Source organism: Actinoplanes sp. NPDC049681 (assembly GCF_044465265.1).
Classification (GTDB): Bacteria; Actinomycetota; Actinomycetes; order Mycobacteriales; family Micromonosporaceae; genus Actinoplanes.
Genome location: NZ_JBITLP010000003.1, coordinates 889,566 through 911,814, shown reverse-complemented (window position 1 = coordinate 911,814; position 22,249 = coordinate 889,566). Strand labels below are relative to the sequence as shown.

The 22,249-nt window shown below is 71.5% G+C and carries 20 protein-coding genes; 5 read left to right on the top strand and 15 right to left on the bottom strand.

Going from position 1 to position 22,249, the window contains the following annotated elements; genetic code table 11:
* Positions 1-16 precede the first annotated feature (16 nt).
* On the top strand, positions 17-1,276 hold the full coding sequence (locus ACIBO8_RS14230) for a PKD domain containing protein (RefSeq protein ID WP_396115568.1): 1,260 nt from the start codon (positions 17-19) through the stop codon (positions 1,274-1,276).
* 55 nt (positions 1,277-1,331) lie between these two features.
* Here ACIBO8_RS14230 and ACIBO8_RS14225 read toward each other — a convergent pair whose 3' ends face one another.
* The 5 genes from ACIBO8_RS14225 to ACIBO8_RS14205 form a co-directional block, all read right to left on the bottom strand.
* A complete protein-coding gene (locus tag ACIBO8_RS14225; protein ID WP_396115567.1) occupies positions 1,332-1,916 on the bottom strand; it encodes a YbjN domain-containing protein in 585 nt (194 codons plus the stop codon).
* A gap of 128 nt (positions 1,917-2,044) precedes the next feature.
* Positions 2,045-2,707 (bottom strand): hypothetical protein, encoded by a 663-nt coding sequence (locus ACIBO8_RS14220; protein ID WP_396115566.1) that lies wholly within the window; start codon positions 2,705-2,707, stop codon positions 2,045-2,047.
* A gap of 3 nt (positions 2,708-2,710) precedes the next feature.
* A complete protein-coding gene (locus ACIBO8_RS14215; RefSeq protein ID WP_396115565.1) occupies positions 2,711-3,118 on the bottom strand; it encodes an acyl-CoA thioesterase in 408 nt (135 codons plus the stop codon).
* Between the two features lie 33 nt (positions 3,119-3,151).
* On the bottom strand, positions 3,152-4,828 hold the full coding sequence (gene ettA / locus ACIBO8_RS14210; RefSeq protein WP_396115564.1) for an energy-dependent translational throttle protein EttA: 1,677 nt from the start codon (positions 4,826-4,828) through the stop codon (positions 3,152-3,154).
* Positions 4,829-4,945: 117 nt separating this feature from the next.
* Entirely contained in the window at positions 4,946-5,461 is a 516-nt protein-coding gene (locus tag ACIBO8_RS14205; RefSeq protein ID WP_396115563.1) for a hypothetical protein, read from the bottom strand.
* A 129-nt stretch (positions 5,462-5,590) separates the two neighbouring features.
* Here ACIBO8_RS14205 and ACIBO8_RS14200 point away from each other — a divergent pair, with 129 nt between their 5' ends.
* The gene (locus ACIBO8_RS14200; protein ID WP_396115562.1) at positions 5,591-6,997 is read left to right on the top strand and encodes a trehalose-6-phosphate synthase; all 1,407 of its coding nucleotides are present in this window, start codon (positions 5,591-5,593) and stop codon (positions 6,995-6,997) included.
* Here the strand turns inward: ACIBO8_RS14200 and ACIBO8_RS14195 are convergent.
* From ACIBO8_RS14195 to cobC, 4 genes are read right to left on the bottom strand one after another with little or no spacing between them, the layout of a single operon-like run.
* Entirely contained in the window at positions 6,986-7,360 is a 375-nt protein-coding gene (locus tag ACIBO8_RS14195; RefSeq protein ID WP_396115561.1) for a VOC family protein, read from the bottom strand. The genes ACIBO8_RS14200 and ACIBO8_RS14195 overlap by 12 nt on opposite strands.
* Before the next feature lie 28 nt (positions 7,361-7,388).
* Complete coding sequence (cobA, locus tag ACIBO8_RS14190; protein ID WP_396115560.1) at positions 7,389-8,582, bottom strand: uroporphyrinogen-III C-methyltransferase; 1,194 nt, start codon at positions 8,580-8,582, stop codon at positions 7,389-7,391.
* The gene (gene cobT / locus ACIBO8_RS14185; protein ID WP_396115559.1) at positions 8,579-9,631 is read right to left on the bottom strand and encodes a nicotinate-nucleotide--dimethylbenzimidazole phosphoribosyltransferase; all 1,053 of its coding nucleotides are present in this window, start codon (positions 9,629-9,631) and stop codon (positions 8,579-8,581) included. Before cobT ends, cobA begins: the two co-directional genes overlap by 4 nt.
* Positions 9,628-10,707: an Rv2231c family pyridoxal phosphate-dependent protein CobC gene (cobC, locus tag ACIBO8_RS14180; RefSeq protein ID WP_396115558.1), complete on the bottom strand. Its 1,080-nt coding sequence runs from the start codon at positions 10,705-10,707 to the stop codon at positions 9,628-9,630. Before cobC ends, cobT begins: the two co-directional genes overlap by 4 nt.
* 83 nt (positions 10,708-10,790) lie before the next feature.
* On the opposite strand from cobC, the gene ACIBO8_RS14175 reads away from it, so the two are divergent.
* Positions 10,791-12,941 (top strand): transglycosylase domain-containing protein, encoded by a 2,151-nt coding sequence (locus tag ACIBO8_RS14175; RefSeq protein ID WP_396115557.1) that lies wholly within the window; start codon positions 10,791-10,793, stop codon positions 12,939-12,941.
* A gap of 89 nt (positions 12,942-13,030) precedes the next feature.
* On the opposite strand, the gene ACIBO8_RS14170 is transcribed toward ACIBO8_RS14175, so the two are convergent.
* Both ACIBO8_RS14170 and ACIBO8_RS14165 read right to left on the bottom strand, forming a co-directional pair.
* Positions 13,031-13,636 carry a TIGR03086 family metal-binding protein gene (locus ACIBO8_RS14170; protein ID WP_396115556.1) on the bottom strand — a complete coding sequence of 202 codons (606 nt, stop codon included), beginning with the start codon at positions 13,634-13,636 and terminating at the stop codon, positions 13,031-13,033.
* A 421-nt stretch (positions 13,637-14,057) separates the two neighbouring features.
* Positions 14,058-15,563, bottom strand: a complete 1,506-nt coding sequence (locus ACIBO8_RS14165; RefSeq protein ID WP_396115555.1) for a cobyrinate a,c-diamide synthase — start codon at positions 15,561-15,563, stop codon at positions 14,058-14,060.
* Between the two features lie 110 nt (positions 15,564-15,673).
* Here ACIBO8_RS14165 and ACIBO8_RS14160 point away from each other — a divergent pair, with 110 nt between their 5' ends.
* Complete coding sequence (locus ACIBO8_RS14160; protein ID WP_396115554.1) at positions 15,674-16,492, top strand: SURF1 family protein; 819 nt, start codon at positions 15,674-15,676, stop codon at positions 16,490-16,492.
* Between the two features lie 79 nt (positions 16,493-16,571).
* Positions 16,572-17,009 (top strand): hypothetical protein, encoded by a 438-nt coding sequence (locus ACIBO8_RS14155; protein WP_396115553.1) that lies wholly within the window; start codon positions 16,572-16,574, stop codon positions 17,007-17,009.
* Between the two features lie 113 nt (positions 17,010-17,122).
* Here the strand turns inward: ACIBO8_RS14155 and ACIBO8_RS14150 are convergent, their stop codons facing one another.
* From ACIBO8_RS14150 to ACIBO8_RS14135, 4 genes are all read right to left on the bottom strand, one after another.
* The gene (locus tag ACIBO8_RS14150) at positions 17,123-18,676 is read right to left on the bottom strand and encodes an ATP-dependent DNA ligase (protein WP_396115552.1); all 1,554 of its coding nucleotides are present in this window, start codon (positions 18,674-18,676) and stop codon (positions 17,123-17,125) included.
* 380 nt (positions 18,677-19,056) lie between these two features.
* Complete coding sequence (locus ACIBO8_RS14145) at positions 19,057-19,263, bottom strand: hypothetical protein (RefSeq protein ID WP_396115551.1); 207 nt, start codon at positions 19,261-19,263, stop codon at positions 19,057-19,059.
* Between the two features lie 113 nt (positions 19,264-19,376).
* Positions 19,377-20,870: an FAD-dependent monooxygenase gene (locus tag ACIBO8_RS14140; RefSeq protein ID WP_396115550.1), complete on the bottom strand. Its 1,494-nt coding sequence runs from the start codon at positions 20,868-20,870 to the stop codon at positions 19,377-19,379.
* 1 nt (position 20,871) lies between these two features.
* Entirely contained in the window at positions 20,872-22,221 is a 1,350-nt protein-coding gene (locus tag ACIBO8_RS14135; protein ID WP_396115549.1) for a dipeptidase, read from the bottom strand.
* Positions 22,222-22,249: the final 28 nt, after the last annotated feature.

Here is a 22,249-nt window from a genome sequence, read left to right as displayed (position 1 = left end):
CCAGGAGCTGCCACCGATGCGACGCCGCTTGTTCGCCGCTGCCGCGCTGTCCTGCGCCACCCTGCTGGGCGCGATGCCCGCGGCGGCCGACCTCGCCCAACCCGCCGTGGTGTCGGCCAACCCGGTCGACAACACGCCCCACGTCCTGGACGGCACGGTGTGGGCCATCACCGTCGTCGGCGACACGGTGGTGGTCGGCGGCAGCTTCACCAAGGTCCAGGACAGCACCCGCAAGCTGACCTACGACCGGAAGAACGTCTTCGCGTACGGGCTGAACGACGGCATCGTGCGCCCGTTCGCCCCCCAGGTCGACGCGGCGGTCTACGCGCTCGCGGCCGGCGCGGACAACACCGTCTACCTGGGCGGCGCCTTCAAGACGGTCAACCAGGCCGCCCAGCGCGGCGTGGCCCGCGTGTCGGTCGGTGACGGCGCCCGCGTGCCCGGCTTCACCGCGAAGATCAACTGGGGTGACGTACGCGCCCTCGTCGCCCAGGGCAGCCGCCTCTACCTCGGCGGCACCTTCAGCGCGGTCAACGGCGTCGCCCGGGTCGGGCTGGCCCGGGTGCACACCAGCTCGGGCGCCGTCGACACCGGCTTCGACGCCAAGCTCTCCGCGCCGGGGCTGAGCCGTACCCGGGTGGAGCACTTCGACCTCTCCCCCGACGGCAAGCGGCTGGTGATCATCGGGGCGGTGCTGAAGGTCGGTTCGGTCAGCCGTACGCAGATAGCCCTCTTCGACACCTCGGGCACCGCGGCGACGGTCCTGAGCTGGTACACGGACGCGTACCAGGCTGAGTGCATGAAGGGCTTCGACACGTATCTGCGGCAGGTGAAGTTCTCCCCGGACGGCCGCTACTTCGTGGTGGTGTCGACCGGACGCGCCTCCTCCCCGACGAAGCTCTGCGACTCGGCGGCACGGTTCGAGACGGCCGGCGGCGGCAAGCACAACCCGACCTGGGTGCAGCGCACGGGCGGCGATTCCCTCTACGCCGTCGCGGTGACCGGCAGCGCCGTGTACGTCGGCGGCCACCAGCGCTACCTGGACAATCCGTTCGGCAGCGACGCGAAGGGACCGGGCCCGGGTGCGGTGTCCCGGGTGGGCATCGGTGCGCTGAACCCGACGACGGGCCGGGCGCTGTCGTGGAACCCGACCCTCAAGCGCAACGTGGGCGTGCGGGCCTTCCGGGCCGTGCCGCAGGGCCTGATCGTCGGCTGGGACACCGACCAGCTCGGCAAGGAGTACCACGGCCGGGTAGGCATGTTCCCGCCGGCCTGACCTGCAAAAACGGAAGGCCGGGCCCGTCGGGCCCGGCCTTTTCCATGTGCCTGCCTTACAACAAGGCTCCCTCGTCGTGGAGCCAGTCGACGAACGAGGTCGCCACCGCGGCCCCGCAGTCGAGCATCTCCACGAGCAGTGCCTCGTGGGCTCCCGAGGCCAGCGGCACCTGCAGCTCCGCGTAGATCGGCAGCTGTCCCCGTTCGGTGGGATCGCCGACGTACGCCTTGCAGAAGCGGCGGGTGTGATTCCACTCGTTGACCACGCGGTAGGCGCGGTCGGCCCAGTCGGGCGGGACGGTCGCGTGCGGCCGGGCCCGCATCACCAGGATCTCGTCGTCCGGGCCCTCGAGCGTGAACAGCACCGCGTGCCGTTCCCACATCGCCAGCAGGCTGCCGCCGCCGTCGGCGAGGAACCGGATGTCTAGCAGATCGAGGGCCTTGCCGATCCGAGTCAGGTCGACCGGGGCGACCTGTTCGGGCTCATCGATCGTGGACAGATCGGCGGAGGACATCGCCGAGCGTTCGGGCTCCCGCTGCGCCGGCACGCCGACGCGGACGCCGCGCTGCAGCGCGACCTCGCCACCGCTCTCGGGTTCGTTGTCTCCGGACGACCCGGGACGCCATGACCACCACGGCATCGTTGTGCACCTCACTCCCCAGCAGGTCAGCCGCCGGACGTAGCGGTGACCCGGGGGCGACGGTACCCGTACAGGTCGCGGAGGTCATCCCCTCAAAGGGAGGGCGCGACCGGACTACCGATGCAGCATCACCCTTTCGGGTGACCCCCTATAGGCATAACGGTCAATTCCGGGACCGGCTGTAGCCACGCGACTCCATATGGTGCCGAAAGTCCCACCCATCGTCCCGCTACGCACACGCGTGCTGCCGGACCGTCCACATCGGCCGTACCGAGAAAACCCATCCGGGAGACGGCCTGAACGAGCCGCTGCGGGACCGCCACAGGGTCGCCCTGCGCCGGTGTCACGGTCAGCGCGACGTGATCCAGGAGGGCGTCACGGACCGCCCGCTGCCCCACCGAGCGCTCACCGAGAGCGCCCGCGTTCACCTCGCGCAGGGTGCTCGCCGCGGCGGCGGCCAGACGGCTCAGCTCCGCGGCGGCCACCGACTCGACGGCCTCACCGCCCGCGGGGGGCAGCGGCCAGCGCCAATCGGCGTCCCGCCGGCCGGGCAGCTCGATGCCGCCGGCCGCGAGCACGGTCAGCAGATCGCCGGCGGAGACGGTGGCGTCGCCCGGTCCAGGGCCCTCGACCTCGCGGGTGACCAGCACGCCCCAGGGCAGCCGGGCCCACAGGGCGGTGCGTCCGGACCGGGCGGACCGCAGCCGGACCGGGAGCGAACGGTCGAGGCGGACGAGCCGGGCGAGGAAGGCCCCGGCGTCGGCGACCCCGCGGATGCCGTGGTCAACCATGGTTCACGCGTCCAGGTACGGCTTCAGGAAGGCCCGTTCGGCCTCGGTCAGCCGGCGCGGATACTCCTGGGCGAGGTTGTACGGCACGCACACGGACCGGGCCCGGCTCGCGAGCACGTCGCCGTCGAACAGCTCGTACGCCACCGTGAACGACGCGGCCCGCAGCTCGGAGATCCACAGCTCGATCCGTACCGGGTCGCCGTAGTCCACCGGGCGCAGATAGTCGATCTCGTGGCGCGAGATCACGATGCCCTCCTCGAACGACGTGAGCCCCTGGGCCCGGGCGCCGACGAAGAACATGGCGACGCGCGCCTCCTCGTACAGGGTGAGGAAGCGCGCGTTGTTGACGTGGCCGTACGCGTCCATGTCGGACCAGCGCACGGCCACCTCGTAGGTGAATCTCTCCATCAAGGTCTTCCCTTGGGTTTTCCGCCGCGGGAAGACTCAGTCACGCGTCAACTTGCGGTAGGTCACCCGGTGCGGGCGGGCCGCGTCGGCGCCGAGACGGTCGATCTTGTTCTTCTCGTACGCCTCGTAGTTGCCCTCGAACCAGAACCAGTTGTCCGGGTCCTCCTCGGTGCCCTCCCAGGCGAGCATGTGCGTGGCCACCCGGTCGAGGAACATCCGGTCATGGGAGATGACCACGGCGCAGCCCGGGAACTCCAGGAGCGCGTTCTCCAGGCTGGACAGCGTCTCCACGTCGAGGTCGTTGGTCGGCTCGTCCAGCAGGATCACGTTGCCGCCGATCTTGAGCGTCATCGCGAGGTTGAGCCGGTTGCGCTCACCGCCGGAGAGCACCTTGACCGGCTTCTGCTGGTCCGGGCCCTTGAAGCCGAACGCGGCCACGTAGGCGCGGCTCGGCATCTCCACCTTGCCGACCATCATGTGGTCGAGGCCGTCGGAGACGACCTCCCAGACGGTCTTGCTGCCGTCGAGCCCGGCCCGGTTCTGGTCGACGTACGACAGCTTCACCGTCTCGCCGATGCGCACCGAGCCCTCGTCCGGCTTCTCCAGCCCGACGATGGTCTTGAACAGGGTGGTCTTACCGACGCCGTTCGGCCCGATGATGCCGACGATGCCGTTGCGCGGCAGCGAGAACGACAGGTGGTCGATGAGCACCCGGTCGTCGAAGCCCTTGACCAGGTCGTTGACCTCGATCACCGTGTTGCCCAGGCGCGGGCCCGGCGGGATCTGGATCTCCTCGAAGTCGAGCTTGCGGGTCTTCTCGGCCTCGGTGGCCATCTCCTCGTAGCGCTCGAGGCGGGCCTTGGACTTGGTCTGGCGGGCCTTGGCGTTCGAGCGGACCCACTCGAGTTCCTCGGTGAGGCGCTTCTGCAGCTTCTGGTCCTTGCGGCCCTGCACCGCGAGGCGGGCCGCCTTCTTGTCCAGGTAGGTGGAGTAGTTGCCCTCGTACGGGTACGCCCGGCCGCGGTCCAGCTCGAGGATCCAGGTGGCCACGTTGTCCAGGAAGTACCGGTCGTGGGTGATGGCGATCACCGTGCCTGCGTACTTGGCGAGGTGCTGCTCCAGCCACTGCACGCTCTCGGCGTCCAGGTGGTTGGTGGGCTCGTCGAGCAGCAGCAGGTCGGGCGCCTCGAGCAGCAGCTTGCACAGCGCGACGCGGCGGCGCTCACCACCGGAGAGCTGGGTGACGTCCGCGTCCGGCGGCGGGCAGCGCAGGGCGTCCATCGCCAGCTCGAGCTGCGAGTCGACGTCCCATGCGTTGGAGTGGTCGAGCTCCTCCTGGAGCTTGCCCATCTCCTCCATCAGCTCGTCGGTGTAGTCGGTGGCCATCTGCTCGGCGATCTTGTTGAACCGCTCGAGCTTGGCCTTGGTCTCCGCGACGGCCTCCTCGATGTTGCCGAGGACCGTCTTGGCGTCGTTGAGTGGGGGTTCCTGGGCCAGCATGCCGACGGTGTAGCCGGGCATCAGCCGGGCCTCACCGTTGCTGACCTGGTCCGCGCCAGCCATGATCTTGAGCAGGCTGGACTTGCCGGCGCCGTTCGGACCGACGACACCGATCTTGACCCCGGGCAGGAAGTTCAGCGTCACGTTGTCGAGCACGACCTTGTCGCCGTGCGCCTTGCGCGCCTTCTCCAAGGTGTAGATGAACTGGGCCACGGTGCGGCCTACCTCCGTGAGTTGAATTCCGGTGCCGGAATGGGAGCACAATCTTTCCAGGTCGCTCCCCGGCCGCTTACAACAACCCCGCCCGTCGCACAAGGATTCCCCGCGCGGTCACTCCTCCGGCCGCACCTCGTACGTCGTCTCCTTGCCGTTCCTGGTGACCCGCAGCTCGCTACGGTTGACGACGAACGTGTTCCCGTCCGCGGCCTTGGCGGTGTAGGTGTTGCCGTCCTCGGTCACGTCGGAGAGGAAGAGCGCGGTCTCGCCCTCGACCCATTTGGCCTCCTCACCGCCCCGATTGGCCTGATAGTAGAGCTTGCCGTCGGGATCCTGGCAGATCCATACGGTGGTGCCGGTGGCGTCCGCGCGCACCCGCAGGACCTGGATCAGCCGGCCCGTGATGCCCAGCCGGAGGGCTGTCTGGTGCATCTCCGGCGGGCACTCGATCGACGTGTCCTGCACCGGCGTGTCCGTCGCGTTCGGGGAGGACGTGGCACGGGCATCCTCGTGGCGGGTGCCCAGGGCGAACCCGGCCGACATCCCGATGATGCTCAGGAAGACGGTGGCGATGACCACAGGGAAGAACAGTGGTCGCCGCGGCGGGGGAAGATCAACGGGCAGGCTCACCGGCCAAGGATGGCACCTGTTCGCCAGAAGTGGTGCGGCGCAGCCGGAACGTGCCTCGACAGGCCCCGGCTGGCTACGCACAGTAGGCTCAACGGCGGGGAACCAGAACGACCCGGAGGTGCTCTCAGCGTGGCCGAACGAAGTTCCTTCGTCGTAGTCGCCAACCGCCTGCCCGTGGACGAGGTCATCGTCGACGGCGAGCGGCAGTGGCGCCCGAGTCCAGGGGGTCTCGTGACCGCCCTGCACCCCGTGCTGACCCAGCAGCGGGGCACGTGGATCGGGTGGGCCGGCGGGGACGGCGAAGCACCGGAGCCGTTCGAGCTGGAAGGGATCCACATCCATCCCGTGCCGCTCAGCGCGGAGGAGCTCGAGCGCTACTACGAAGGCCAGTCGAACGCGACGATCTGGCCGCTTTATCACGATGCCGTCGAGACGCCGGTGTACAAGCGGCGCTGGCGCGAGGCGTACAGGGTGGTCAACCAGCGCTTCGCGCAGGCCGCGGCGGACGTCGCCGACGAGGGCGCGACCGTCTGGGTGCAGGACTACCAGCTGCAGCTGGTGCCGGCGATGCTCCGGGAGATGCGGCCCGACCTGCGGATCGGCTTCTTCCTGCACATCCCGTTCCCGCCGATCGAGCTGTTCATGCAGATGCCGTTCCGCGCCGAGATCCTGCGCGGCCTGCTCGGCGCCGACCTCGTGGGCTTCCAGCAGCGCCTGGCGGCGCAGAACTTCGTCCGGCTCGCCCGGCACCTGCTCGGGCTGCGCTACGAGGGCCAGTCGATCCAGGTCGACGGCCGCAAGGTGAAGGCGGGTGCCTTCCCGATCAGCATCGACACCGCGGACATGGAACGGATGGCCGCGGACCCGAAGGTGCAGGCCCGGGCCAAGGAGATCCGCGCGGAGCTGGGCGACCCCGAGACGATCATCCTGGGCGTCGACCGGCTGGACTACACCAAGGGCATCGAGCTGCGCCTCAAGGCGTTCCGGGAGCTGCTGGCCGACGGCAAGCTCAACGTGCCCGACGCGGTGATGGTGCAGGTCGCGACCCCGAGCCGGGAACGCGTCGAGCACTACCAGACGCTGCGCGTGAAGGTCGAGCGCGAGGTGGGCCGGATCAACGGCGAGTTCGGCAAGGTCGGCATGCCCGCCGTGCACTACCTGCACCAGTCCTACAGCAAGCAGGAGCTGGCGGCGATGTACGTCGCGGCCGACGTCATGATGGTCACCCCGCTGCGCGACGGCATGAACCTCGTCGCCAAGGAGTACGTGGCCTGCCGGTCCGATCGCGGCGGTGCACTGGTGCTGAGCGAGTTCGCCGGCGCCGCGACCGAGCTGCGGCAGGCCTTCCTGTGCAACCCGCACGACCCGGACGGGGTCAAGGACGCGCTGCTGCGGGCCGTCGGCGCCGAGCCGGCCGAGCTCAAGCGGCGGATGCGGGTCATGCAGCGGCACCTGCGGACCCACGACGTCGCCGAGTGGGCCCGCTCGTTCCTCGAGGAGCTCGGTGCCGGCGGCGAGCCGGCCTCAGAGGAATAGGCAGAACGGATGGCCGGCCGGGTCGAGATAGACCCGGACGTCCTCCTGCGGCTGGAAGTCGGCCCGGGTGGCCCCCGCCTTCTCCGCGTGCGCGCAGGCCGCGTCGAGATCGTCGACGCGGATATCGAGGTGCACGCTCATCTGGGGGTCGTCCGGGCCGGCCGGCCAGACCGGGCGGACGTAGTCCTTCTCGGTCTGGAACGACAGGGCGGTCGGGCCCGCGGGCGCGCCCAGCGTCACCCAGCCCGGTTCGTCCTGCACGACGTTCCAGCCCAGCAGCCGCTGGTAGAACGCCGCGAGGTCCTGCGCGTCCGGGGCGTCCAGCGTGACCCCCGCCAATGTCATCTGCGGTCGCTCACTCATAGATGCGAGTTACCCACCCGTACGGTGACTATCCCAGCACGGGAACGACATCCCCGATCACCACGACGGCGGGCGGACGCAGCCCCGCAGCGGCCGTAGCCGCCGCGACCTCGCCGAGCGTGCTCCGAAGGACCCGCTGCGAACTCGTCGACCCCTCCTGAACCACCGCGGCCGGAGTGTCGGCGGCGCGCCCCTCGGCCAGCAGCCGTTCGGCGATCTTCGGCAGGTTCTTGAGGCCCATCATGATCACCAGGGTGCCGCGCAGCCGGGCCAGGGCCGCCCAGTCCACGAGGGACTGATCGCTCTCCGGCGGCACGTGCCCGGAGACCACCGCGAACTCGTGCGCGACCCCGCGGTGGGTGACCGGGATGCCGGCCAGCGCGGCCGCGGCGATCGAGCTGGTCACCCCGGGCACGACCGTCACGGGTACGCCGGCCTTGGCGCAGGCCAGCACCTCCTCGCCGCCGCGACCGAAGACGAACGGGTCACCGCCCTTGAGCCGCACCACGAACTTGCCGGCCTGCGCCCGTTCGACCAGGATCCGGTTGATCTCCTCCTGGGCCGCGGACGGCCCGTACGGGATCTTGGCGGCGTCGACGAGCTCGACGTCCGGGCGCAGCTCGTCCAGCAGCATGCCGGGCACCAGCCGGTCCGTCACGACGACCTCGGCCCGGTTCAGCAGCCGGCGGCCCTTGACCGTGATCAGCTCGGGGTCGCCCGGGCCGCTGCCGACCAGGAACACCTGCCCCTGCTCCGCGCGGTGGGTGAGCAGCTCGTTGTTCTCCAGCGCGGCGCCGATCAGATCCCGCAACGCCATCGCGTTGCGGCGGTCACCGCCGTCGGTCACCGCGACGGTGATCTGCCCCTGCCGGGTCACCGCCGGGGTCCAGGCCGTCGCGGCGTCGCGGTCGTCCGCGCGTACGCAGAAGACGCGGCGCTCCTCGGCCGCCGCACTCACCTCGGCCGCCGCCCCCGGGTCGTCCACGGCGACCTGCACCAGCCAGGCACCGTCCAGATCGGACGGCTCGAACCGGCCCTCGCGCCACGACAACCGGCCCGCGTCCGCGTGCGCCCGCAGCGCCGGGGTGAGCACCGGCGAGACCACCTGGACGCGCGCCCCGGCGGCGAGCAGGGCCGGCATGCGGCGGGTCGCCACCGCCCCGCCGCCCACGACGAGCACCCGGCGGCCCTCGAGCCGCAGTGCCAACGGGTAGAGGTTCACTTTTCCGAGACCCCCGCCGAGTCGAACGTGGCCACCTCGCGCAGGACGCGGACCGCGCCGGCGACGACCGGGAGGGACAGGGCGGCGCCCGTACCCTCACCGAGCCGCATGCCGAGGTCGAGCAGCGGGGTCAGGCCCAGGTGGGCGAGAGCCGCGGAGGCGCCCGGCTCGACCGAGCGGTGCCCCGCGACCATCGCGGCGACGGCGTCGGGCGCGAACGCCGCGGCGGTCACCGCGGCGGAGGCGGCGATCACGCCGTCGACGATCACGGGTACGCGGCGGGCCGCGGCGCCCAGGATGAAGCCGGCCAGCGCCGCGTGCTCCAGGCCGCCGACAGCGGCCAGGGTCGCGAGCGGCTCGGCCGGGTCCGGGCGGTGCAGCGCGAGCGCGCGGGTGACCACGTCGACCTTCCGCGCGTACGTCTCGTCGTCGACGCCCGTGCCACGACCGGTGACGTCGGCCGGGGCCGCGCCGGTGAAGGCCGCGATCAGCGCCGCGGCCGGGGTGGTGTTGGCGATGCCCATGTCGCCGGTGAGCAGGCACTTGGCCCCGCCGTCCACGAGCGCGCCGGCCACCGAGATGCCGGTCTCGAGGGCGGCGCGCGCCTCCTCCTGCGTCATGGCGGCCGTGACGGCCAGGTCCCGGGTCCCCCGGCGCACGTTGGCATCCAGCAGGTTGTCGCCGCCGTGCAGCGGTACGGCAACGCCGACGTCGACCACCATGAGCGAGGCGCCGACCTGCCGGGCGAACGCGTTGATCACGGCCCCGCCGGCCAGGAAGTTGGCCACCATTTGTGCGGTGACCTCCTGCGGCCACGGCGTGACGCCCTGGGCGTGCACCCCGTGGTCCCCGGCGAAGACCGCGATGGCGGCCGGCTCCGGCATCGGCGGCGGGCAGGTCCCGGCCAGGCCGGACAGGCGTACGGACAGCTCCTCGAGGGCGCCCAGCGAGCCGGCCGGCTTGGTGAGCCGGGACTGCAGGTCACGGGCGGCGGCCATGGCCGGCTCATCGGCGGGTCCGATGGCGGCGAGGGTCGTCTCCAGGGTCACTGGCGCTCCTTCAGCACGTCGGTCAGCGTCGCGAGGAACGCGTCGCTGGTGGCAGTGTCGCGCACGGCTACTCGGAGCCAGTCGGCACCCAGCCCCGGAAAGGTGTCGCCGCGCCTGACCGCGTACCCGCGTTTGCGCAGCTCAAGGCGCACCTGGTCGGCGCCGGCAAGGCGCAGCGCGACAAAAGCGGCGGCCGGATCGCCCGCGACAGTGACATCCGGCACGCCCCGCAACCCGGCAACCAGATGGTCCCGCTCCGCCGCGAGGGCGGCGGCGATCTCCCGCTCGGCCGCGACGGCCACCGGCGACGCGCAGGCCTCGGCCGCGGCCAGGGCCGGGGTCGAGACCGCCCAGAGCGGCTGGGCGGCGGCGAGCCGGGTGATCAGATCCGGCCCCGCCAGGGCATAACCGATCCGCAGGCCGGCCAGCCCCCAGGTCTTGGTGAGGCTGCGGATCACGATCACGCCGGGCAGGTCCGAGCGGCCGGCCAGCGACTCGGGCTCGCCGTCGACGCCGGCGCGCCAGGTGGTGTCGGCGAAGGCCTCGTCGACGACCAGGACCCGGCCGGGCCGCGCGAGCTCGGCGATGTCGCCGGCGGGGTGCAGCACGGAGGTGGGATTCGTCGGATTGCCCACGAAGACCAGGTCGGCGTCGTCGGGCACCACCGCCGGGTCCAGGCGGAACCCGTCCTGCTCGCGCAGGAGGACCCGGCCGACCTCGTGGCCCGCGTTGCGCAGCGCCGCCTCGGGCTCGGTGAACTGCGGGTGCACCACCACCGGGCGCTTCGCGGCGATCGCCCGGGCGATCAACACGAAGGCCTGGGCGGCGCCGGCCGTCAGCAGCACCTCCCCCGGCTCCCGGCCGTGGCGGCGGGCGACGGCCTCGGTGGCGCGCGTCGCGTCGGGGTACGCGGCGAGATCCGTGAGCGTGGCGGCGATCGGGCCGGCGAGCCAGGCCGGCATCGGCTGCCGCCGTACGTTGACCGCCAGGTCCACGAGCCCCGGCGCCACCTCGGCATCACCGTGGTGGTGCAGATCCATCTCCACCCCGCCAGAATGCCGGATCTCCGTCTCCACCCCGCCAGCATGCCGGATCGGAAACCGGCGGCCACTTCGGCCGTTCCGTCGGGACATGAGCGGTTTTGTCATACCTTCGAAGGGTGACGAAGACCGGACTCGCCAAAGCTGGACGGCTCGCCCCGCTCATCCGGGCCGGACTCATCGCCGGGCTCGCCATCGCCGGCCTCCTCTTCCCCCTGGTCGCCCTCGCCGGCGTCCAGGCGAAGAACGGGGCCGACGCGCTGCAAAGCATGCCCGAGCAGCTCTCGGTCGTCCCGTCCGCGCAGACCACCTACGTGTACGCGAACGACGGCAAGACGCTGCTCACGATGTTCTACGAGGAGCACCGCAAGCCCACGAAGATCGAGGACATGTCGCCGTACATCCTCAAGGCGATCGTGGCCTCGGAGGACACCCGGTTCTACGAGCACAACGGCGTCGACCCCAAGGGCGTGGCCCGCGCCTTCGTCGCCAACCAGCAGGCCGGCGGCGTCTCGCAGGGCGCGTCGACGCTGACCATGCAGTACGTCCGCATGGCGCTGCGCGACGGGGCCAAGACGCCCAAGGAGGCCCTCGAGGCCACCGAGCAGACCACCGCGCGCAAGCTCCGGGAGATGCGCCTCGCCATCGAGCTCGAGCAGCGCGTGTCGAAGCAGGAGATCCTGCAGCGGTACCTGAACTCGGCCTACTTCGGGCACCGGGCGTACGGGATCTTCGCGGCCTCGGAGGTCTTCTTCTCCAAGACGCCCAAGACCCTGTCCCTGACCGAGGCGGCCACCCTCGCCGGGCTGGTCAAGGCGCCGTCGGCGTACGACCCGGCCGTGAACGACCAGACGGCGGCGACCGAGCGGCGCAACTACGTCATCGACCAGATGGTCAAGATGGGCACGATCAGCGAGGACAAAGGGCGGGCCGCCAAGAAGACCAAGATCAGGCTCAAGCTCACCAGCCCGCCGAACGACTGCGTCTCGGTACCGAAGAAGCACAGCGACTGGGGCTTCTTCTGCGACTACCTGCGCAACTGGTGGATGGAACAGCCGGCCTTCGGCGCCAACGCCCAGGAACGCCTCGAGAACCTCCGCCGCGGCGGCTACAAGGTCGTGACCACCATCGACCCGGAGATCCAGGCATCGGCGATGAAGCACATCCTCGACAAGGAGAAGAGGAAGAGCGTCTACGCCCACGGCGAGGTGGTCATCGAACCGGGCACGGGCCGCATCAAGGCCATGGCCGTCAACCGTCGCTACTCCCTCGACCAGCGGAACAACGGCGAACACAGCGACCGCCACCTGCGCGGCAAGGTCCGCGGCAACTACCCCAACACGGTCAACCCGCTCCTCGGCGGCGGGGACATGGCGGGCTACCAGGCCGGCTCGACCTTCAAGATCTTCACCATGCTGGCCGCCCTCGACGAGGGCATGCCCCTGGACACCGCCTTCAACGCCCCCCAGCGGTACGTCAGCAAATACATCACCGCCCCGGGCCCGGCCACCTGCGGCATCCACTGGTGCCCGAAGAACTCGAGCGCCTCGATGAGCGGCCGCCAGACCATGTGGAGCGGCTTCGGCAAGTCGGTCAACACGTACTTCGTCCAGCTCGAGCAGAAGGTCGGTGCCGAGAAGGCGGTCCGGATGGCGGAGCGGCTCGGCCTGAAATGGCGTACCGAAATCGACAAGATGCTCGCCACGCCGGAGCACGCGGACGGCTGGGGCGCCTTCACCCTGGGCGTGAGCGACGCGACCCCGATCGAGATGGCCAACGTCTTCGCCACCCTCGCCGCCGAGGGCAAGTACTGCGAGCCGATCCCGGTCCGCCTGATCAACACCCGCGACGGCGCGAGCCTGGAGTACAAGGGGAAGAAGGTCGCCGGCCCCCGCTGCCACCAGGCCCTCCGCCCGGAAGTGGCCCAAGCGGCAACGGACGCGGCCCGCTGCGTGACGGGCTACGGCGCGGCGAAGGGCTCGTGCGGCGGGTGGGAGACCTCGCCGATGGTGTACGCGACGCTGCACCGGCCCGTGGCAGGCAAGAGCGGTACGACGGACAGCAACCGCAGCGCCTGGTTCTGCGGGTTCACACCTCAGCTGGCGGCGGCGGCATTCGTGGCCGATCCGGATAACCCGGACAACACAGTGGGGACGAGCCGGGGGACGATCTCGAAGTTCACCGTGGCGGAGACGTTGAAGGACGCGCTGAAGGGGCTTCCGAAGGAGAAGTTCACTCCGCCGCCGGATGAGATGGTGCACGGGGGCTGAGCTGCGGCGCGTGGGTTCGCCGCCGGCCGGGTGGGGGACGGCCGGAGGCTCGACCGCGCGATGAGGGCTTGTGGGGGGCCTTTCTCCGATCAGTGGGGTGCTGTGACGGGACGCCAGTGCGGGTCGCGGCCGGCCAGGCCGACTGCCTGCTCCAGCAGGGTCGCTTCGTCGTCCACCGGGACGACCGGGCCGAACAGGCCGGGGGTGCCCTGCGCCGGGCCTTGGGACAGGAACTCGATGAGGTGCTCGAGGGTGCGGGGGTCGGCCGCGTATTCCTGGCCGGTGGCTCGGGCCAGGTCCCAGCCGTGCATGATGAGCTCGTTGATCGCCACGGTGCCCATGGCGGCGGCCGGCATGGTGACGCCGCCCGCTCGGGCTGTGCCTTCCCAGGCCGTGGGTTGTCTCCAGGCTGTCGCGAGGTCTTCGAGGACGACCGGGAGGCGGCTGCGCCAGTGGCGGTTGAGGTTGGCCGCAGAGGGCTGGGGCGGGGCGGAATCGGTGCCGGGGGCGTCGGTCCTCTTCTGGGCTGCCTGGGTGAAGGCCCAGGAGAGGCCCATCAGGTGATCGAGCAGGTCGCCGACGGTCCAGTCGGGACACGGCGTCGGCGCGGTGAGGTGGTCGTCGGTGATGCCGAACAGCAGGGACCGGATCTGACGCACCGGCGGGTCGAAATCGAGCGGCACACGATCTGCCACGGTCGTTCTCCCTTCTCGCGGACCCTCTCACCGTAAGGCCAGGGTGCGACTATTGCCGCCCGGCGTGTCGCGCGCCGACACGCAGGGCGCGACACGACGCCGAACGTGATCCGCCGGGCGCGAAACGCCATCCGCTGAGCGCGGCGCAGGACCTTTGGCCGCGGGCACGTGAGGGCGATAGCGGGGCCGCCTGCGGGCGGCAGGGGCGGTAACTGGCCGGCTGGAGCGGGCCGCCGAGGCACGGGTGCGGACCACGAGTGCAGAACGCCGAGGCACGGGTGCGGGCCGCGAGGACACCACGCGGCCGTCGGCCGGTGAGGGCGATGACACCGAGCGCCGACGACGCGGGCCGGACAGTGACCCTGTGCACGCAAGGGCGGTCGCGAGCTTTGGTGTCACTGGGCTCGTGTGCGCGTACCCATCAAGATTTTGGGGGTGTCACGGCCGTGAGCGACAACGTGGCCTCGCCCGGATCGTCTTCCCGTGGTGACGGCGGAGCCGGAGCCGACGGGCTTCCCGGCATCCCCACCTGCGCCGGGATGGGCGTCGCGGGGACCGGCAGCGCGGTCGCCACCACCAGGCGCCGCGCGATCTCCGGCGCTCCGGCCCAGTGCAGGCCGAGCTGCGACGCGTGCACCTGGCGCCAGACGAAGCCTTCCGGGTTGCCGCCCGACCACGTCCAGGCCGGGACCTGACCCGCGCGCGGGGCGACGATCGCACGGTGTTGCTTGTAGCCGGTGATGCGCGCTCCGGCCGGGGCGAGCGGGGAGGTCGCCGGCGCTGTCGCCTCGCGATATCCCGCCACCGTTTGGGCGCCCGTCGTCGCGGACGCGTCCAGGACGCCGCACATCGGCCGGCCGTCGAAGTCTCGGCCGAGCCAGGGCAGGCCGATGCCTTCCGCCACGATCGGGCCGCCCTCGTGGGCGAGCTTGGCGACGGCGGCGCAGAGGCGGCGGTTCGCCGAGAGTTCCTCCGCGTAGCCCTCGGGGAGGCCGGCGCCGATCATCATGGCCCTCGTGCCGGGTGGGAGGGTTTCGTCGCGCAGCGGGTCGACCACCGCGACGTCCGCTCCGGCGGCTGCCAGCAGCTCGGCCGTCTCGACGTACGTGTACGGCGCGCCCGGTCCGCCGGCCAGCGCGATCACCGGGCGGGTCTCGAGCGGGACCGGGGGCTCGCCGGTCGCCTCCGCCAGGGCGTCGACCGGCGACCAGGGCGTGCCGGGCAGCGCCGGCGCGGTGTCCGCCAGGGCCATGATGCGGTCCAGGTCGAGCGCGTTGGCGACGGCTTCGCCCAGGCGGCGGACCGCGCGGACCGCTTCGACCGTACGGTGGGCGACCGGCACCGGACCCTGAGCGCGCGCCGGCAGAACCGCGGGAAGGTCACCGCGACGCAGCGCGCCGAGTACGGGCATACCGATGTCGTCCAACGCGGTGCGCAGCATCTCCTCGTGCCGCGGCGACGCGACCCGGTTGAGCACGACGCCGCCGAGGTGCACCATCTCGTCGAACATCCGGAAGCCGTGCACGAGCGCTGCGAGCGAATGGCCCATGGCGGCGACATCGACGATCAGGAGTACGGGCGCGCGCAGTGCCGCCGCGACCGCAGCGGTGCCGTCGATCTCGGGCTGGCCGGTGAGGCTGTCGAAGAGCCCCATCGCGCCCTCGATGATCGAGATGTCCGCGCCGGCCGCACCGTGGGCGAACAGTGGCGCGATGCGCTGGGCGCCGACCAGGCGTGGGTCGAGGTTGCGACCGGGACGGCCGGCCGCAAGCCCCAGGTACGCCGCATCGGTGTGGTCCGGCCCGACCTTGAACCCGGCCGCGGGAACACCCCGCGCCGCACAGGCCGCCAGCAACCCGACGGCAACCGCTGTCTTGCCGTGCCCGGACGAGGGGGCGCTCACCACCAGACGTGAAGGGGTGGTCATCATGGCTCCCTCGGGGATGTGGAAAACGCCGCCGACGTGATATGCCCGCCGGAAGTCGCACCCTACCTGCCAGCCGCGAGCCGCCGTCGCCGCCCGGGTAGCCTCGGGTCGTGTACCGGTTCCTGCTGACCCCCCGCTGGCTCGCCGCGGCGGTGCTGACCGTGGCCGCCTCGGTGGTCATGGTGTTCCTCGGCAACTGGCAGCTGCACCGGTACCACGAGCGCAGCGCGATCAACGATCGCATCGACGCGGCCGACTCAGCACCGGCGGTCCCGCTGACGTCCGTGCTGGTCAAGCCCACTGCGGCGGGCACGCTGGGACCCCGGCCCGGCGAGGACCGGGCATGGACGAAGGTCACTGTCACCGGACGGTACGACGCCACGCACGAGATCCAGGCCCGCGGGCGTACGGTCGAGAGCAAAGTCGGATTCGAGATCGTCACCCCCCTGGTCCTGCCGGATGGGACAGCGGTCCTGATCGACCGCGGCTGGGTCCCGTCCCAGAACGGCGACGCCATCTCGCCGCCGGTCGCGTCCCCGCCCCCGGCCGGCGAGGTGACGGTGGTCGGGCAGGTCCACCTCTCGGAGAGCCGGCCCTCGTCCATCACGCGCCGGGACGGGCGGCTGGACACCCGGAGGATCTCACTGCCGCATCTGGCCAAGGAAATGCCCTATCCCGTGTACGGGGCCTACGTGCTGCAGAGCGACCCGGCGCAGGGGTTCTCGCGCATCCCGATCGATCACGAGGACTCGTGGCAGAACGGCGGGTACGCGGTGCAGTGGTGGATGTTCTCGGTGATGGCGCTTCTGGCGTACGGGTGGCAGGCGCGGCGAGAGGCTCGCGGGGACGGGCCGAAGAAGCGGGTGGATCGGGTGGAGGAAGCGGATCGGCGGGGGAAGCCTGTGCCGACGAGCCAGGCGCCGGACTGAGGCGTCGTTTTCCGCCGGCACGGCTTCTCCGCTCGCGTGGGCGTTTCGTGTGCCAGTGAGCCCCGCTAGGGTTCTTGGGGTGACGTTTCCCCAGGATCCGGCCGCGAGCGACCCGTGGAGCGTGCCGGCCCCTCCCCCGCCCGTCGCGGACCTGCCGGCCGTGCCCGGTCCGGTGATCGTGCAGATCGGGGATATGGGGGTTACGTCGACCGTCGTGCACACGCCCGCCGGAGACATTCCGCTGGCGGGTTCCACGTGGACTGTCCACGACTATTGGCACAACGAGACGAAGATCCCGAAGTGGGCGATCGTCGCGGCGATCGCGGGGTTCTGCGTGCTGACGGTGTTCAGCCTGTTGTTCCTGCTGGTCAAGGTGACGGTCTCGCAGGGAACGGTGCAGGTCACGGTGACGAACGGGACGAGGCAATATGTCGCTCGGATCCCGGTGACGGATCAGACGCAGGTCACGTACGTCCACCAGCAGGTCAACTATGTGCGGTCGCTCGCCGCCCTCTGACCCCCTGAGACGCGGCCCGGCGCCCTCGCAGCACGACCCGGCGCCGTCGCAGCGCAGGCCAGCATCCGCGCAGCGCGGCCCGGAACCGTCGCGGACGACACGCTTTCGGCTGGTCAGCCTTCGGGGGACGGGTGGCCGCCGATGGCTCTCACCATGTCGATCGTGTCCGCCTCCTCCGCACGCTTGTCGTCGCGGTAGCGCAGCACCCGAGCGAACCTCAACGCCACGCCGCCCGGGTAGCGCGGTGAGGACTGGACGCCGTCGAAGGCGATCTCGACCACCTGCTCGGGGCGTACCGTGACGACCCAGCCGGAATCGTCGACGGCCAGTTCCTTGAAGCGCTCGGTCTGCCAGCGCAGCAACTCGTCCGTCAGGCCCTTGAAGGTCTTGCCCAGCATCACGAAGCCACCGCTACGCGGGTCACGCGCGCCCAGGTGCAGGTTGGACAGCCAGCCCTTGCGCCGGCCGTGGCCCCATTCCACCGCCAGGACCACGAGGTCGAGGGTGTGGCGGGGCTTGACCTTCACCCAGGCGGCGCCGCGGCGACCCACGTCGTACGGCGCTTCCTGCGCTTTGATGACGACGCCCTCCTGACCGGCGGCGAGGGCGGCGGCGAAGGCTTCCTTGGCCTGTTCGGCGCTCTCGACCGTACGGCGGCCGACGACGAGTGCCGGCGGGAGGGTGTCGGCCAGCGCGGCCCAGCGGACGCGCCCGGGCTCGTCGAGCAGGTCGTTGCCGTCGAGGTGCAGCAGGTCGAAGAAGAACGGGACGAGCGCGGGGCGTTCGACGGGACCGGTCGCGGCACCGCGGCGGGCGCCTCGGGTGGCGGCGCGGCTGGAGGTCTCCTGGAAGGGCCGCGGACGGCCGTCGGTGTCGAGGGCCATGGCTTCGCCGTCGAGCACGATGTCGGTCACGGGCAGCGCACGCGCGGCGGCGACGACCTCGGGCAGGCGGGGCGTGATGTCGTCCAGGCTGCGGGTGAAGACGGCGACCTCGTCGCCGGAGCGGTGCACCTGGATGCGGATGCCGTCGAGCTTGACGTCCACGGTGGCGGGTGACCCGGTGGCCAGCAGGGCGGCGTCGACGTCGGGGGCGCTGCTGGCGAGCATCGGGGTGAGCGGGGTGCCGACCCGCAGGCTGATCCCGGCCAGCGCGGAGGCGCCGCCGCCCAGCGCAGCGACCGCCACCTGCTTGAGGTCGCCGGAGAGCAACAGCGCCCGCCGGACGGCGGTGACGGGAACGTCGGCGGCTCGGCCGATCGCATCGGCCAGCAGCCCGGCCTGGGCGCCCTGGCGCAGCTCGCCGCCGAACAGCCCGACGAGCAGCCGCTGCTCGTCGGCGGTCGCCCGGCCGAAGAGCTCGGCGAGCAACTCGCGGCGGCGGGCCTGGGAACCGGCGCCGGCGACGACGGAGATGGCCGCGATCCGCTCGTCGACCTCGGCGACGGTCAGGCTCGGCTCGACTGCGGGCGGGGGCAGGTCGCGCAGGGCGGCATAGCCGACGCCGGTCTGCCGCTGCCGGAGCTCCCCGGCGAGATAGGCGGACCCGGGAGCGACCTCGTCCGGATCGAGGCGCCGGAGGGCGTCGGCCAGCAGGTCGATCTTCGCCTTCCGGCCGGGGACGGCGGTGACGGCTGCCGAGGTGGCTGCCAGGTCCAGGAACTGCACGGACCCATCCTGGCAGCCACCTACGACAATTTCCGGCCGTCGTGACGCGCTCCCCCGTGAAGCAGTCAAGACGGCGGCGACCGCCGGCCGGCGGTGCTCCGGCCCGCAGCAGAAGGATGGAATGCTGCGGGCCGGAGCGCTGTACAGCCGTGCGGAAGCTTGCCGGGCCGGCCTACTGGGACATGCGGGCCGGCCCGGACCACCGACCGGATCGGGGCGGATCCGGCGGCCCACCCGCCGTTCCGCCGACCCCGTGGCGACAGGGCCGGCGAACGCGGCGGCGGTTTCGCCGCCTGCCGACGCACCGGTGGCGAAGCCGGCGCGGTTTCGCCCACGATCGGCCGCAACCTCGGGGCAGCAGGCGGCACGTTTGCACGAGGTCAGGCCGCGACGGGCTCCGCGATGCGGTAACCGCGGGCTCGCACGGCGTCCGCGACGCGGCTCAGCTGAGCATCGAGATGACACAGGACCGCGGAGAGCTCCGCGAGCTGGTCGGTGAGGATGGTGTCGTCCCATCCGGAGACGTCGACGTCCCCCAGAGCACGGCCGGCGGCGCGGAGCGCCTCGATGGCGTCATTCGAACTCATGTTCGAATCCTATCAGGAGTGATCTCTCGTGCGCACCGCAATCACCCGATCCAGCGAGCCGTGTCTCCGGGGCCGATCCACCACTCGAGCAGCATTTCCAGGCCGGACAACCGCTACGCGGCGGGCACCGGCGGCGGCATCGCCCGGCGGAAGACCTCGGCCGCCTCGGCAGGGGACGCGGCGGCCGCCACGAAGCCGTCCGGCCGTACGAGGTAGAGCGTCCCCGGCCGCAACGCCGTCTCCGGAGCCGCGTCGAACACGTGCACCGGCAGCCCGAGATCAGGGGCGGAGGTCAGTTCGCCGTACGCGTGCACCTGCCACTCGAGAGACCGCAGCGGCGCGTAGTTGTCGCCGGTCCAGGGCAGGCGGCGGCCCACCACCGGGTCGCGTGGCTCGTCCGGCAACATCGGGTAGCGGATGCGGATCTGGGACACGTACTCGAACAGGCGCGATCCGCCCGATGTGCCAGGGAGCGCCCGGACGCCGACGGGGGCCAGCAGCGGGACGATCGCTCGCCGCAGCAGGCGTAGCGACGTGCGCTGGGAGGTGATGAAGCCGAAGATCCGGTCGGTGGTGGCCACGAGGGTGTGCGCGACGGGACGGCGCTCCGCCTCGTACCGGTCGAGCCACGGCTCAGCGGCACGGCCGTGGATGACGTCGGCCAGTTTGAACGCCAGGTTGTGCGCGTCCTGCAGGCCGGTGTTCATGCCTTGGCCGCCGACCGGGGAGTGCACGTGGGCCGCGTCGCCGGCGAGGAAGAACGGACCGTCACGGAAGGCGGCGGCCACCCGGTGATGCACCCTGTACGTCGCGAACCAGCGGGAATCGGCATATGTGACGGCGAAGTCCCGGCGGATCCGGGCACGGGCGTCGTCCTCGCCGACCTTCCCGTCGCCGTCGTCGTCGCGGACCAGGCCGATCAGGCGCCAGTTGCCACGGCCGTACATCGGGAAGCCCAGAAGGAAATCGTCACGGCCGGGGCGTACGTTGATCGACCCCTCGACCAGCCCGCCGACGGCCGTGGCGTCGATGACATAGAAGAGGTGCGGGTTGGTGACGCCGTCGAAGCCGATGCCGCGTGCCTTGCGGACGACCGAGTTGGCGCCGTCCGCGCCGACGCAGAAGCGGGCGGTGACCTTCTCGCCGTCGATCACCGCCTCGACGCCGCCGGGCACGGGCTGCAGCGAGGTGACCGTGGCACCCCAGCGAACCGCGCCGCCGAGGGACCGCAGATTCTCGTAGAGGATTTTCTCGTTGCGGCTCTGCTCGAGAATCTCGATCCACGGGTACTGCGTGCGCCCCTCCCCGAGCGGTCCGAGCGGGATCCGCCCGAACACGCGATCGCCGAAGCCCGGGGCCAGGGCGCGGGCCGTCTGTGCCGCCGCGATGACCTTGTCGCCGATGCCGAGCTGGTCGTACACCTCGAGGCTGCGGGCCTGCACGACCAGCGCGCGCGACTCGCGGGTCGGCCCCGCCTTGCCGTCGGCGACGACGGCCCTGACCCCGAGTTTTGCCAGCCAGTTCGCCAGCATCAGTCCGGTGGGGCCGGCGCCGACCACCAGTACGTCGCAGCTCGCCTGGGATGCACCCGGGGCCGGGGCCGTCATGTCACTCCCCCAGCCCGGCCACGTTGCGCAGCAGGAGCGCCTCGGCGAGGCAGACCCGCGCGAACTCCCCGAGGTGCAAGCTCTCGTCCGGCCCATGTGCGCCGGAGAACGGATCCTCCACGCCGGTGACCAAGATCGCCGCCTGCGGGAAGAGCTCCTGGAACGTGGCGATGAACGGGATCGAGCCGCCGACGCCCATGTCGACGGGCGCCACCCCGTCCCACGCCGTCGTGAAGGCGGCGCGCGCCGCGTCGTACGCCGGACCGGTGGCATCGATGACGCACGGGGCGCCGCCGCTCTCGAGGGTCACCTCGACGTGCGCGCCCCAGGGCACGAACTTCTCGAGGTGGGCGCGGACCGCCGCATACGCCGAGGCCGGGTCGTCGCCGGGCGCCAGCCGTACGCTGAGCTTGGCCTTGGCTCGCGGAACCAGGGCGTTGGCCGCCTCCTGGGTCTTCGGGGCGTCGATGCCGAGCACCGAGATGGCCGGCTTCGTCCAGATGCGGTCGGTGAGCCTGCCGTTGCCGACCATCCTGACCCCGTCGAGGACGCCGGCCTCGTGCCGCAGGCGCTCCTCCGGGTAGTCGACCGATGCGCCCTCGCGGCCGACGAGACCGTCGACGGCCACCTCGCCGTGCTCGTCGTGCAGGGTGCTGATCAGGCGGGCCAGCACCGTCAGCGCGTCCGGCACGGGACCGCCGAACATGCCGCTGTGCACGGCGTTCTGCAGCGTGCTGACCTCGACGAAGCAGTTGACCAGTCCCCGCAGGGAGGTGGTCAGCGCGGGAACGCCGATGTCCCAGTTGCCGGAGTCGGCGATCACGATCACGTCGGAGCGCAGCAGCTCCTTGTGGGTCTCGATGAGCTCGTCGAGGGAGTCGGAGCCGTATTCCTCCTCGCCCTCGATGAACAGGACTACGCCGACCGGCAGCTGGTCACCGAACGCGCGCAGCGCGGCCACGTGCGCCATCACGCCGGCCTTGTCGTCGGCGGCGCCGCGGCCGTAGAGCCGCCCGTCGCGCTCGACCGGCTCGAACGGGTCGCTCGTCCACAGCGCGGGGTCACCGGCCGGCTGGACGTCGTGGTGCGCGTAGAGGAGAACCGTCGGCGCACCGGGGGGCGCGGGCTTGTGGCCGATCACCGCGGGCTGGCCGCCGGCCCGGACGATCTGCACGTCGAGCCCGCAGCCGCGGAGCAGCTCGGCGACGGCCTCGGCGGACCGCTCGACCTGCGAGTGGTCGAAGCCGTCGAACGCGATCCCCGGGATGCGGACCAGCCGTTCGAGGTCGGCGCGGACACCGGGCAGCTCCCGCGCGATCGCGGCGCGCAGGTCGTCTTCAGTGAGGCTCATGCCCCGATCCTAGGCCCGCGGGCGGGCC